This window comes from Streptomyces sp. Ru62 (genome assembly GCF_002920615.1).
Classification (GTDB): domain Bacteria; phylum Actinomycetota; class Actinomycetes; order Streptomycetales; family Streptomycetaceae; genus Streptomyces.
On record NZ_PQSU01000021.1, the window covers coordinates 87,029 to 99,293 of the forward strand.

The window sequence follows — 12,265 nt, forward strand, 5'->3', positions numbered from 1 at the left end:
TACGGCACCTTGCGCACCGGGCGCGGACCAGGGGACCAGGGGACCAGGACCCGAACGGTGCCCGGCGGGCGGGGTCAGCAGCGGCTACGGGCCGTCGTCCCCTCCTCGCGCCGCGCGCGCCCCCTGCTCCAGCCGTAGTTCGCGGCCCTGCCAGCGCCTCCGCAGCCAGCGGTCGTGGCTCGCGACGACGATCGCGCCGGGGCCGGGGCCGAGCGCGGTCTCCAGTTCGTCGCACAGGGTGGGGGACAGATGGTTGGTGGGCTCGTCGAGCAGCAGCAGCTCGGGCGGGCGGGCCACCAGCAGGGCCAGCGCGAGCCGCCGGCGCTGCCCCACGGACAGCTGCCCGACGGGTCTGTCCAGGTCCGCCTCGTGCAGCAGACCGAGCGAGGTCAGCGGCACCTTCTCGGCCCGTTCGGCGCCCAGCGCCTGCTCGTAGGTGTCGCGGACCGTGCGGTCGGGCCGGTCGAACGCGGTGTCCTGGGTGAGCAGCCCGACCGTGAGACGGCGCCGCCTGCGCACCTCGCCCTCGGCCGCGAGACGTCCGGCGAGCACGGCGAGCAGCGTCGACTTGCCGGCCCCGTTGCCGCCGGTGACCAGCAGCCGGTCCGTCGCCGTCACCTCCAGACCATCGAGCGCCAGCCGGCCCGGCACCCGGACGTCCCGCAGGGACACCAGGGGCCGGGGGCCCTCCGGGGCGGGCGCGGACAGTTCCCCGGCCGCGAACCTGAGCGGCCGGGGCGGCTCGGCGACGCGGGTGCGCTCCAGCTCGTCCAGCCGCCGGACGGCGTTGCGCACCCGGCGGGAGATCTGGTTCTGCACCCGGCCCGCCCGGTGGCCGTAGCCCATCTTCTCGTTGTCGCGCCGCTCCCGGTCCGGCGCGAGGCGGTGCGCGGTCACGCCCGCCTGGTACCGCAGTTCCTCCAGCTCCTGCCGCTCCTCGGCGTACCGCCGCTCCCAGCGTTCCCGCTCGGCGCGCTTCTCCCCCAGATAGGCGCTGTAGGTGCCGCCGTAGCGGACCGGGCCGTCCACCGCGGGGTCGAGGTCGATCAGATCGGTGCAGACGGCGTCCAGGAACGCCCGGTCGTGGCTGGCGACGACCACGGCCCCGGGCAGGCCGCGGACCTGCTCCTCAAGGAAGGCGGCGGCGCCGTCGTCGAGGTGGTTGGTCGGCTCGTCCAGCAGCAGCGCCGACGGCCTGCGCACGAGCAGCGCGGCCACCGCGAGCCGGCCGCGCTGCCCGCCGGACAGCGAGCCGAGTGTGCGGTCGTGCCGGAGGGCACCGAGACCCAGTCCGTCCAGCACCAGCGCCGCGCGGCGGTCGGCGTCCCAGGCCTGACGGTCCTCGGCCCGCTCAAGCCGCCTGCCGTAGGTGTCGAGGAGTTCCGCATGGCCGGGGTCGCCCTCCGGGACGCGGGCCAGCTCCTCGCCGAGCCGTTCGAGTTCCGCCAGGTCCTCGCGGGCCTCGCGGAGCGCCTCGTCGAGCACCGCGGCGATGGTCGAGCCGCCGTCGAAGGGCATCTCCTGGTGCAGGAAGCCGAGATCGGCGGGGCGCGTGACGCTCCCCGCGTCGGGTTCGTCCATGCCGGCCAGCACCCTCAGCAGGGTGGACTTGCCGGCGCCGTTCTCCCCGATCAGACCGATGCGATGGCCTGGGGAGGCGGTCAGGGAGACACCGTCGAGGACGCGCCGGCCTCCCAGGACGCGGACGAGGTCGTAGGCGAGCAGAGCGGGTCGGGGCATGGGGATCCGTCCAACGTGATCGGTGGTCGGCCCGCCGGGCGCACGGCCTCGGTCGCGGGCTCCTTCACACGCCGGCGGGTCACACCGCGGGCGCTCCGGTCTCCAGCAGCTTGCCGTCGGCCAGCCGCAGCCAGCGGTTCACCCCGATCTCGGCGAGGAACCGCTCGTCGTGGCTGACCACGATGAAGGCGCCCTGGTAGGAGTGGAGCGCGCTCTCCAGCTGGCCCGCGCTGACCAGGTCGAGGTTGTTGGTCGGCTCGTCGAGCAGCAGCAGGTGCGGGGCGGGCTCGGCGCACAGCACGCAGGCCAGGGTGGCGCGCAGCCGTTCGCCGCCGGACAGGACGCCGACCGGCAGGTGGGCCCGGGCGCCCCGGAAGAGGAAGCGGGCGAGCAGGTTCATCCGCTCGGCCTCGGGCCGCTCCGGGGCGAACGCGGCGAAGTTCTGCGCCACGGTGCGGTCCAGGTCCAGCAGGTCCAGGCGTTGCGAAAGGTAGGCGACACGGCCGTCGTTGCGCCTGATCTCCCCGCTGTCCGGGGTGATCTCGCCGGTGACCAGCCGCAGCAGGGTGGTCTTGCCGGCGCCGTTGGGCCCGGTGAGCGCGATGCGCTCGGGGCCGCGGACGGCCAGGTCGACCCCGCCGTCGGCGAACACGGGCCGGTCGCCATGGCGGACCTGCATCCCCGCGCCGGTGAACACGTTGCGTCCGGCGGGCACCTGGGTGTCGGGCAGCTCCAGGGTGAGGCGCTGCTCCTCGCGCAGCGCGCGTCCGGCCTCGTCGAGGCGGGCCCTGGCCTCGCTGACCCGGGCCGCGTGCGTCTGGCCGGCCCGGCCCGCGGACTCCTGGGCGCCGCGCTTCATGTTGCCGGCGAAGATGCGGGGCAGACCGGCGTTCTTCAGGTTGCGCGCGGCGTTGCTCGCGCGGCGCTCGGCGCGTTCGCGGGCCTGCTGCATCTCCCGCTTCTCCCGCTTCAGCTCCTGTTCCGCGTTGCGGACGTTCTTCTCGGCGACCTCCTGCTCGGCGCGCACGGCCTCCTCGTACGCGGTGAAGTTGCCGCCGTACAAGCGCAGTTCGTCGCTGCCGAGTTCGGCGATGCGTTCCATGCGGTCGAGCAGCGCGCGGTCGTGGCTGACCAGCAGCAGGCAGCCGGTGAAGTCGGAGAGCGCGTCGTAGAGCCTGTGCCGTGCCCGGAGGTCGAGGTTGTTGGTGGGCTCGTCGAGCAGCAGCACGTCCGGGCGCTTCAGCAACTGGGCGGCGAGGCCCAGGGAGACGACCTGACCGCCGCTGAGTGTGCTCAGGCCGCGGTCCAGGGTGAGGTCGGCGAGACCCAGGCGGTCGAGCTGGGCGCGGGTGCGCTCCTCGATGTCCCAGTCGTCGCCGATGGTGGTGAAGTGCTCCTCGCTGACGTCCCCCGACTCGACGGCGTCCAGGGCGCGGATCACGCCGGCGATGCCGAGGACCTCGGCGACGGTCAGGTCGCCGGTCAGGGGCAGGCTCTGCGGCAGGTAGCCCAGCGTTCCGCTGACCGACACGGAGCCGGTGGCGGGCTTCAGTTCACCGGCGATCAGCTTGAGCAGGGTGCTCTTGCCGGAGCCGTTGGGGGCGACCAGGCCCGTGCGGCCGGCGGTCACGGTGAAGGACAGGTCGTGGAAGACGGGGGTGTCGTCGGGCCAGGCGAAGGACAGGTTCGAGCAGACGACGGCGACGTCGGACATGGGGGTGACCTCGGACGGATCACGGGCAGGGAAGAGACCTCTGCCCTGGGCAGACGTATGGGAAGGGGGTACGACGAAACGGACCACCTCGGCTGCGCTCCTCGGCGCGTCCGGTGGCCGTCAGATCCGGATCTCACCCGGAGATGTCGTCGTCACCCACCACGTCTGCGACTCCTCGTTACACGGTCTACGTCGCTGACAGCGTAACAGCTCCCGAGTCCTGGCCGGCCGGGCCGTTGACAGCCCCTGGGGCACATGACAGCATCGTCACCGATTTAACCGGTGACGTATGTGGTGACGGTTCGACCCGTGTTCACACACGTCAGCCCGGCCGGCCGGCGCCGCCCCGTGCGGCACGTGGCGCCGGGGGTATGTCCACCATGTCCGCGGCATCGGGTGCGAGTTCGTCGGCGGTGCCGTTCACCAGCCGCAGAAGAGTCCCCACTTGGGCTCGCAGCCGCTGTCGCGCCCGGCGTTCCTCCACCGCGGACCACTGGGCGACAGAGCGGTCCCGCTGGTGTCGGGCGAACGAGTGGACATCCACCGCACGGCGGACCGGGCGAGGCTGGGGCCTTCGGGACTCTCGTGCCGCATCGGTGAGGCTCTGCACGCTGTACCTGAGGTCGTGGAGAACAACGGAACGCCAGGGTTTCCCCGGCGAGCGGTCGTGCGCGCTCCGGCTGTGCGCGGGGGGAAGGTGGTGGGCGGTGCGTGTCACGGGACTCCGTTCGCAGCGACCGCCAGGCATCTCCTGGCGGGCTACCTGAAGCCCGTCGGCCCCGCCGTACGTATGTCTCCCATGCGGGCAAGCCTATCCCGCCGCTTCCCTCGACGCGCCTACTCGACAGGCGTCAGGCGGCGGGGTCGCCGGGTCGACGCGGGTCGTCGTCGCCGCACGGGCCCCCTGGCTCGCGAGGAGGGCCCCGGCGGGTTGTCCGTACGCGCTGCGGAAGGCGGCGCCGATTCCGGTGGCGGCTCGCCATGACGACGACCATGCCCATCTCCACGCCGTGGTCGGTGTCGTCTCCTGCGGCCAGGACGAGCGAGCGGGCCTGGAGGAGTGCGGCGAGCATCTTGCCCCCGAACGTACTCGGCTGCCGCGTCAGTCCGGGTCAGCCCAGGTGCCGTCGCCCTGGGGGCCACCCGGAAGACCCGGCCGCCGCCGGCTCCCAGGGTTCCACCAACGCTCGCCGGACTCAGGCGTTGGCGGCGAGGTGGGCGGTGAAGAAGGTGGTGAGCTTGTCGACGGCGGGGTCGATGTACTGCTTCTTGTCGTACAGGTCGACATGGCTGGCGCCTTCGATCCAGTGCAGTTCCCTGGGCCCGGTGGCGCGCTGATGGGCCTCGACGGCCATCCAGGAGGTCACGGCGCGTTCGCCGACGATCTGGAGCAGGGGGCGGTCGCCGATCAGCGGGACGGCGTGGAAGGCGTCGAAGGCGGCGAGCCTGTCGATGCTCTCCCAGGCGAGGAACCTTGCGGACCGCTCGTGCCGGCCGCGGGGCGTGCGGTAGTACTCGAAGCCCTCGATGCCATGCTCGCCGCCCAGGGCACCGGCCTCTTCCGCGGTCTCGGGGAACACCGTCATCACGCCGGGGTCCTCCCCGCGGGCGGCGGCGGTGCGGGCGCGGGCGGCGGCGTCGAGCAGACTCCGGAAGACGGCCGGGTCCTGGGTGCCGTCGGCGCCCAGGCGGAACTGGCGGGCGACGTCGGCGGGGCTGACCGTGGCCAGCGCCTTGACCCGGTGGTCGCTGCCGGCCGCGGTCAGCGCGTAGCCGCCGGAGGCGCAGATGCCCAGCAGGCCGATCCGGTCGGGGTCGGCCTCGGCGCGGGTGGTGAGGTAGGAGACGGCGGCCTTGAAGTCCTCCACGCGCTGGGCGGGGTCCTCCAGTCCGCGGGGCAGACCGCCGGACTCGCCCTGGTGAGCGGCGTCGAAGGCGAGCGTGACGAAGCCTCGCTCGGCCATCCGCCGCGCGTAGGTGCCGGCCGTCTGCTCCTTCACGCCGGTCCCGGGGTGACCGACCACCAGCGCCGGCCACGGACCCGGTGCCGGGGTGCCGGAGGGGTCCGGGGTGTACAGGTGCGCGGCGATCCGGACACCGGCGCTGTCGAAGCCGACATCACTCCTGGTCATGGGGCACTCCTCTGGAACGGTGGGGTGCGGCGCCGCGCCAGGGAGGCGGGCCCGGTGCCCGCACCGTCCGTGCCGGGCACGCCTTCACGGTCCACCGGTCCCCGCAGGGGCGGAAGAGACAGATGTCTGCCCGGGAAAGAACGTGCCCCCCTTCGCGCCTCCGCCGCTGCACTCCTGAACTCCCCCTGACCGTCCCCCTGTCCCCTGGGAGATCACTCTGACCTGCCGGGACTCGGCCGGCTCTTCGCGGAGGGAGTCTTCATCGGCGGCCGAGGCACGCGCTCGGGGGGACGCGCGGCCGTGGAGCAGACGTCACCGTCCCGCGGCGCTGGACGATCCGCCACTTCAGCCCCTCGCGGCGGCGCGCTGCCATGACCGCTTCGTACGTCAGGACGGCCGGTGGCGTTTCGTGCAGCGCGCCGCGCGCATCCACCTGGTCGGCGCACCGGCCGCCACCTACGCTGACCGCCCTCGTCGCCCCGTCGGCCCGGCGATCCGGTTCCGGCGCCGGCAGGCCGGCGGAACGAGCAGGACGTAGTAGACCTGAGGCGGTAGGCAAATCGGACATAGATGACTATTGCTTGATATAAAGATCACGTGAAGGCGTGACCGTTCCGGAGGGGGCGCTGCGGCCGCGCCGGTTGTCTGGGATTGGAGCTTCTAAGGAGAGGCATGCGGCCCTTCAGAATCGCGGCGACCCGACAGGCCCCGGTCCCCGTGTCGCGTCGGCCGGCCCATCCGGAAGGCACCCACGCACACTGGTACGGCCCCCTGTCCGTCTGTGTGGACCTGGCCGGCGCGGCACTGCCGGTCACGGCGGCGATCGTGGAGGTCCACGAGCCCCACCCCCTGCGTCTGGCGGCCGTGGCCGCCCTGGCGTGGCCGCTGATCAGAGTGGTCGGCAAGCGGTACACGGCCTCCGCCTGGGGTGACGGCGGCGGCCTGGGAGCCGTTCTGAGGGACTGGCTGCTGCTGGTCGGCGCGCTGGCGACGCTCCGTGTGCTGTGCGGGCTGGGGAGCGTGCCGGCCGAAGCCTTCACGGCGCTGATCCCCGCGCTGGTCCTCACCGCGGCCTGCCACAAGGTGATCCACCGTCATCTCCTCGCCGCACGCCGGCGTGGCCGCGCGCTGCGCCATGTCGTGGTGGTCGCAGAGGGCCCGACGATCGACGCGGTGGTCGGTCAGCTGGCCCAGCGCACCGACCACGAGTACGTGATCGTCGGCTGCTGCCCGGTCGGGGAGGACGAGGTGCTCTCCGGTGTCCCCGTGTACGCGCGACTGCCCCGCGAGGAGCCCGGGACCCCCGGGCAGGACGCCACCACGGTGCTCGGGGCGGCCGACGAACTCTCCGCCGACCTGGTCTTCGTGGCGCCGGGCCCGCACCTGTCGGGCGAGCGGCTGCGCCGGCTGTCCTGGTCGGTGCACGACCGGGGCTGCCCGATGGTCGTGCTGCCCGGCATCGTCGAGGTCGCCCGTCGGCGGGTCCGGCTCACCTCGGCGTCCGGGCTCACCCTGCTGCACATCTCGCCGCCGCTGCGCCGTGGCATGCCGGCCCTGCTGAAGGCGGCCGTGGACCGCATGGGCGCGCTGCTGCTCATCGTGCTGCTCTCGCCGCTGCTGCTCCTGCTGGCGCTGGCCGTGCGGCTCGGCTCCCCCGGCCCCGCCCTCTACCGCCAGATCCGGGTCGGGCAGTACAACACGCCGTTCCCGATGTGGAAGTTCCGCACGATGGTGGTCGACGCGGACCGTCTCAGGGACGAGCTGGAGGCGGCGAACGAGAACGACGGCCACATGTTCAAGATGCGCCACGACCCCCGGGTCACGCCCGTGGGACGCGTCCTGCGCCGCTACTCGCTGGACGAGCTGCCCCAGCTGTTCAACGTCCTCCTCGGCCACATGTCCCTCGTCGGCCCGCGGCCCCCGGTGCCGGACGAGGTCGTCAGGTACAACCCGGTGGAGATGCGCCGGCTGCACGTCAAGCCGGGGCTGACCGGGCTGTGGCAGGTGAGCGGGCGGTCGGACCTGTCCTGGCACGAGACGGTCTCGCTCGACCTGCGCTACGTCGACAACTGGTCCCCCTCCATGGACATGAACGTGATGGCCCGCACCGTACGCGCGGTGCTGAACGGCCAGGGCGCCTACTGAAGTTCCGCCATCCGGGCAAGCCTGCCGCCAACACGCGCCGATCGCGGCGGGTTCGCCTGCCGGGGCATGAAGGATCACGCGCAGGACCACCGAGCCGAACGCCTCGGCCCTCCGGGGGATGCCGGGAAGGAACCGGAAGGAACACCGTCATGGCGCAGACCGCAGCCGTCCCGCACCGGCCCGTCGTCGAGCGATCCCTGCGCGGCTTCACCGGCGCCGGATACGACAAGGGGCGCCCCCTGCTCGTGCAGGCCGCCTGGTTCGCCGTCCTCCACCTGGTCTTCGTCAAATGGTGGTGCCCGGACCGCTGGCGGCCGGTGCTGCTGCGCGCCTTCGGCGCCCGGGTCGGGCAGCGGGTGCTGATCCGGCACGGGGTGCGGGTGCACTGGCCGTGGAAGCTGGAGATCGGCGACGACGTGTGGATCGGCGAGGAAGCCTGGATCCTCAACCTCGAACCCGTCACGATCGGCAGCGACTGCTGCGTCTCCCAGGGCGCGTTGCTGTGCACCGGCAGCCATCGCGCCGGTTCCGTCACGTTCGAGTTCGACAACGGCCCTGTTCGGCTGGAGCCGGGCAGCTGGGTCGCGGCCCGTGCCGTCGTCCTGCGCGGTGTCACGGTAGGCCGGGGCGGCGTGGTGGGCGCCGGCGCCGTCGCCCACCGGGACCTCGCGCCCGGCGAGGTCCTGACGACGAAGGGACGTACGGCATGAGACTGCTCCACGTCGTCACGCTCATCAGCGACGACGGAGCCTTCGGCGGTCCGCCGAGCGTCGCGGTCGCCCAGTCGCGGGAGCTGGCCGCACGCGGTCACGACGTCGCGCTGATGTCGCTGTGGCGGGGCAGCGGCCCGGCACCGGAGCGCGTCGGCGCCGTCCGGCTGCGCTCGCGTCCCGCCCGTACGCTGCTGCCGGGGCGGGGTTTCATCGGCCTGCTGCACCCCCTCCTCGTACGCGATCTGTGGCGGGCGATGCGCGGCGCCGACGTCGTGCACGTCCACGCGGGGCGCGACCTGGTCTCCCTCTCCGCCCTCGCCGTCGCCGCCCTGCGCCGGGTGCCGTGTGTGGCGCAGACGCACGGCATGGTCGAGCCGCGCACCGCGCTCCCCGTCCGGCTGTTCGACCTGCTGTACCTGCCGCTGCTGCGCCGGGCGCGCGCCTGCTGCGTCCTGACCGAGCAGGAGCGCGGACTGGTGGCGCGGGTGCTGGGGCCGGACGGTCCGCCGCTGCGCGTCCTGCCCAACGGCATCGAGCCGGGCCCGCCCGAACCGGCGCCGCGGCGGCCGCGCGAGCCGCATGTGCTGTTCCTGGCCCGGCTGCATCCCCGTAAGCGCCCGGAGGCGTTCGTGGAGATGGCCGCGCTGGTCCACAAGGAGGTGCCCGAGGCCCGCTTCACGCTGTACGGCCCGGACGACGGATCGCTGCCCGCCGTGCGCCGGCTCATCGAGCAGGGACCCGCGGGCGTCGTCCGCTACGGCGGGGCGCTCGACCCCGCCGAGGCGCGCGAGGCCTACCGGACGGCGGCCGTCCATGTGCTGGCGAGCGTGAACGAGCCGTTCGGCATGACGGTCATCGAGGCGCTGGCCGCCGGCACGCCCGTGGTCTGCACCGACACCTGTGGCATCGCCGACGAACTGGCCCGCCGTGGCGCCGCCCTCGTCACCGACGGCAGTCCCGAGTCCATGGCGGCAGCGGTCCGCCGACTGCTCGGCGACCCGGAGCTGTGCGCCCGGATGGCGGAAGCCGGCCGCCGCGTGGTCGAGGACGTCTACTCCATCGGCGCCGTGGTGGACCGGCTGGAGGAGATCTACCTGGGGAGCCGCCGGAACGAGCCCGCCGGCCGAGGCGGCACGCACGACGAGCTGCGCCCGCTCGACAGCCACCCCCGGCAGCAGCCGGTCACACCGAACCCGGTCGGCTGACCCCCGAGCCCATCCGCCGGCCCAGGCCAGGCTCGGGGGGGGCGGGCAACGGGCGGGTACCGGGCAGAGGCCCGGCCAAGTCCGCGCCCGCGCTCCGCGCACGCCGGGGTCGCCTGACCCTGTGGGTCCGGGCGCGGGGGCTCGCGACCGACGGGAGACCGCCCGGCGGGGAACCGACAGGCGTAGGCCACGTCCGTTAGCGCACACCGCGTACGCCTAGCGCGTGTCTCTTTGGCAGTGGCGCGGCCTGGCCACACGAACCGACAAACTCGCCATCGCCTACCAGGCCGCACTCCACCTCGCCGGCATCCTCATCTGGACCCGACGCTGAGGCGTGGTCATCAGGGCCGGGCGACCCGTAGGTGCTGTCGTTCGGCCAGTTCCTCCGCGCCGACCACGGTCAGAACCGGGGTACCAGGCGGCGCGAACATGGTCACCACGAGTTGTGACTGCGCGTCCGGAAGGTTGTTGGCGCCCTGATAGTGGATCACGTCGCCCCCAGGCTCGAAGAGGGCGTCACCGGCTTTGAGCACCCGGGGCGGCTGCCCCTCCAGCTCGAAGAGGATCTCGCCCTGGGTGACGTAGCCGAAGACCGGCCCGGGGTGCCGGTGCGGCGGCGCACCGGGGTCACCGGGCGGCAGGGTGACCCGGATGGTCCTGGCCTCGGCGCCGGCCGGGATCCGGGCGGCCGCTTCCGGCAGGGCCGCGATGACCTCGACGCCCGGGGGCAGGTGTGCGGGCTCAGCGCTCATGTTCTCCTCCTAGCAGGGACTGTCCAGGGGAAGGACAGGACGGCCTCCCTGTCTGTGACAGCCCACGCGGCGAAGCCGCGAATGCGACCGCCGTAGAATCGCAGCGGGTGGGCCGTCCTCGCGCCGGAGGTACGCCCTCCTGGGGGCACGACGGCTGAACCGCGGAGGCATCGGCACCATGGACGAGCATCAGCAGCTCACCGAAGGCTCCCTCGACGAAGCAGCGAACGCGTTCGAGCGACTGCGTCCACAGCTGTTCGGTATCGCCTACCGCATCCTGGGCAGCGTGTCCGAGGCTGAGGACGTGGTGCAGGACGTGTGGCCGCGCTGGCAGGGCGCCGACCGGAGCGCGGTGCGGAATCCCGGGGCGTTCCTGGCGAAGATCACCACACGTCTGGCGATCAACGTGGCTCAGTCGGCGCGGGTTCGCCGCGAGGCGTACGTGGGGCCGTGGCTGCCGGAGCCCGTGGACACCAGTGTGGATCCGCAGGTCGGCGCGGAGCGCGGCGAGGCGCTGGAGCTGGCCGTGCTGCTGGTACTCCAGAAGCTGAACCCCGTGGAACGGGCGGCCTACGTGCTGCGGGAGGCGTTCGGCTACGCGTACGACGACATCGCGGGCATGCTCCAGCTGAGCCAGGCCAATACGCGGCAGATCCTGAGCCGGGCCCGCAAACGCCTGTCCGCCGAGCGCCGGGAACCCGTCGAGGCGGCCCAGCACCGACGGCTGGTCGAGGCCTTCGTCGCCGCCGCGCAGCACGGTGACGTCGCCGCGCTCGAGAGCGTGCTCTCGGCGGACGTGGTCGCCTACGCGGACGGCAACGGCATGCGCGGTGTGGCACGGGTGGCGATCGTGGGAGCCGAGCACGTGGCCAGGGTCACTGCCTTCGCCAAGAAGTTCTTCCCCGGCGCCGAGTACAGCGTGGCCGAGGCGAACGGCCTGCCCAGTCTGCTGCTCGTCCAGAACGGGGTCACGGTCGCTCTGGTGAGCGTCACCGTGGGACCGGACGGTGTGGACCGGCTGTACTGGGTCCTGGCACCCGACAAGCTGAGGGCTTACGAGCGGTCGACTCGTAGGCCCACGGGGCGTCCCTGAGAGCGGTCCGGCACATGGTCATCCGATACTCGGGAGACGGCGACTGGGGATTGACAGTCTGCGGGGGCTTCGAGCCGGACGCGGAAATGCGCTCTGAAGGCACACCCTGGTAGACGCCTTCGCATGGCGCTGTGGGCCACGGCCATGGCCTGACGGTCGACTTCAGATGTGGCGCGCCCACCCGCGTCACAGCGCCGGTGTTCGATGCGAAGCTGCCCGGGTCCTGGCTGGCGGACCTGTCCCACGTCGACCTGTCGCGGGTGAAGGTCGGCAAGGACAAATGGGTGGAGCTGGACGGCGACCTGTTGCCCAGCCGCTACCTGGACGGCTGGTACACCCGGCTGCGCGACGCCCACCTCGCCACGATGGCTGACCTCGGTGTCCACGCAGACATGGAGCCGGCCGACTTCCTGGCCGCCATGGACGGCTACCAGGACCGCGACCCGGACCTCGCGATCGTCGTCTCAGCGATCAAAGCGACCGTAAAGGGCGGTATCGGAAGGCTCCGTGAGCGGCCCCGTGGTGAGGGTTGGCGGCCCGGGCAGCCGTGGCGGGCGCTGTCCCGGCCGGACCTGGCGGCCGTACATCCGCCCGGCTCCGACGCGGACGCCTACAAGCAGCGCAACTCCGTCGAGCGGTGCATCAACCGCCTCAAGCAGTGGCGCGGCCTGGCCACACGAACCGACAGACTCGCCATCGCCTACCAGGCCGCCCTCCACCTCGCCGCCATCCTCATCCGGGCACGGCGCTGACCAAAGAGACAGAACGACC

At 72.8% G+C, this 12,265-nt stretch carries 9 protein-coding genes and 2 pseudogenes; 6 read left to right on the forward strand and 5 right to left on the reverse strand.

Annotation, left to right across the window (positions count from 1 at the left end; translation table 11 throughout):
* Window positions 1-84: 84 nt before the first annotated feature.
* The 4 genes from C3492_RS27225 to C3492_RS27240 all read right to left on the reverse strand — a co-directional run bounded on the left by C3492_RS27225 (window position 85) and on the right by C3492_RS27240 (window position 5,586).
* The gene (locus C3492_RS27225; protein WP_103814965.1) at window positions 85-1,740 is read right to left on the reverse strand and encodes an ABC-F family ATP-binding cassette domain-containing protein; all 1,656 of its coding nucleotides are present in this window, start codon (window positions 1,738-1,740) and stop codon (window positions 85-87) included.
* 79 nt (window positions 1,741-1,819) lie between these two features.
* The gene (gene abc-f, locus C3492_RS27230; protein ID WP_103814967.1) at window positions 1,820-3,454 is read right to left on the reverse strand and encodes a ribosomal protection-like ABC-F family protein; all 1,635 of its coding nucleotides are present in this window, start codon (window positions 3,452-3,454) and stop codon (window positions 1,820-1,822) included.
* Between the two features lie 851 nt (window positions 3,455-4,305).
* On the reverse strand, window positions 4,306-4,527 hold the full coding sequence (locus C3492_RS44255) for a hypothetical protein (RefSeq protein ID WP_146075727.1): 222 nt from the start codon (window positions 4,525-4,527) through the stop codon (window positions 4,306-4,308).
* Between the two features lie 123 nt (window positions 4,528-4,650).
* The gene (locus tag C3492_RS27240; protein ID WP_103814969.1) at window positions 4,651-5,586 is read right to left on the reverse strand and encodes an alpha/beta hydrolase; all 936 of its coding nucleotides are present in this window, start codon (window positions 5,584-5,586) and stop codon (window positions 4,651-4,653) included.
* Window positions 5,587-6,369: 783 nt separating this feature from the next.
* Between C3492_RS27240 and C3492_RS27250 the strand changes: the two genes are divergently transcribed.
* The 4 genes and pseudogenes from C3492_RS27250 to C3492_RS27265 all read left to right on the forward strand — a co-directional run.
* Entirely contained in the window at window positions 6,370-7,731 is a 1,362-nt protein-coding gene (locus C3492_RS27250) for a sugar transferase (RefSeq protein ID WP_103815085.1), read from the forward strand.
* 149 nt (window positions 7,732-7,880) lie between these two features.
* Complete coding sequence (locus C3492_RS27255) at window positions 7,881-8,441, forward strand: DapH/DapD/GlmU-related protein (protein ID WP_103814971.1); 561 nt, start codon at window positions 7,881-7,883, stop codon at window positions 8,439-8,441.
* Entirely contained in the window at window positions 8,438-9,649 is a 1,212-nt protein-coding gene (locus C3492_RS27260; protein ID WP_258055911.1) for a glycosyltransferase family 4 protein, read from the forward strand. The genes C3492_RS27255 and C3492_RS27260 overlap by 4 nt, the downstream gene beginning before the upstream one ends.
* Window positions 9,650-9,884: 235 nt before the next feature.
* Window positions 9,885-9,980: pseudogene (locus C3492_RS27265) on the forward strand (IS5/IS1182 family transposase); the annotation flags it as partial.
* Window positions 9,981-9,990: 10 nt separating this feature from the next.
* Here the strand turns inward: C3492_RS27265 and C3492_RS27270 are convergent.
* On the reverse strand, window positions 9,991-10,401 hold the full coding sequence (locus C3492_RS27270; protein ID WP_103814973.1) for a cupin domain-containing protein: 411 nt from the start codon (window positions 10,399-10,401) through the stop codon (window positions 9,991-9,993).
* Between the two features lie 178 nt (window positions 10,402-10,579).
* Here C3492_RS27270 and sigJ point away from each other — a divergent pair, with 178 nt between their 5' ends.
* Together sigJ and C3492_RS27280 are read left to right on the forward strand one after the other, a co-directional pair.
* Window positions 10,580-11,494 carry an RNA polymerase sigma factor SigJ gene (gene sigJ, locus C3492_RS27275; RefSeq protein WP_103814975.1) on the forward strand — a complete coding sequence of 305 codons (915 nt, stop codon included), beginning with the start codon at window positions 10,580-10,582 and terminating at the stop codon, window positions 11,492-11,494.
* A gap of 143 nt (window positions 11,495-11,637) precedes the next feature.
* Window positions 11,638-12,091: pseudogene (locus tag C3492_RS27280) on the forward strand (transcriptional regulator); the annotation flags it as partial.
* Window positions 12,092-12,265 lie beyond the last annotated feature (174 nt).

Coding starts and splice junctions, on each gene's coding strand:
- C3492_RS27270 (WP_103814973.1), bottom strand. CDS start 10,401: ATGAGCGCTGAGCCCGCACACCTGCCCCCGGGCGTCGAGGTCATCGCG.
- C3492_RS27255 (WP_103814971.1), top strand. CDS start 7,881: ATGGCGCAGACCGCAGCCGTCCCGCACCGGCCCGTCGTCGAGCGATCC.
- C3492_RS44255 (WP_146075727.1), bottom strand. CDS start 4,527: ATGCTCGCCGCACTCCTCCAGGCCCGCTCGCTCGTCCTGGCCGCAGGA.
- sigJ (WP_103814975.1), top strand. CDS start 10,580: ATGGACGAGCATCAGCAGCTCACCGAAGGCTCCCTCGACGAAGCAGCG.
- C3492_RS27225 (WP_103814965.1), bottom strand. CDS start 1,740: ATGCCCCGACCCGCTCTGCTCGCCTACGACCTCGTCCGCGTCCTGGGA.
- C3492_RS27260 (WP_258055911.1), top strand. CDS start 8,438: ATGAGACTGCTCCACGTCGTCACGCTCATCAGCGACGACGGAGCCTTC.
- abc-f (WP_103814967.1), bottom strand. CDS start 3,454: ATGTCCGACGTCGCCGTCGTCTGCTCGAACCTGTCCTTCGCCTGGCCC.
- C3492_RS27240 (WP_103814969.1), bottom strand. CDS start 5,586: ATGACCAGGAGTGATGTCGGCTTCGACAGCGCCGGTGTCCGGATCGCC.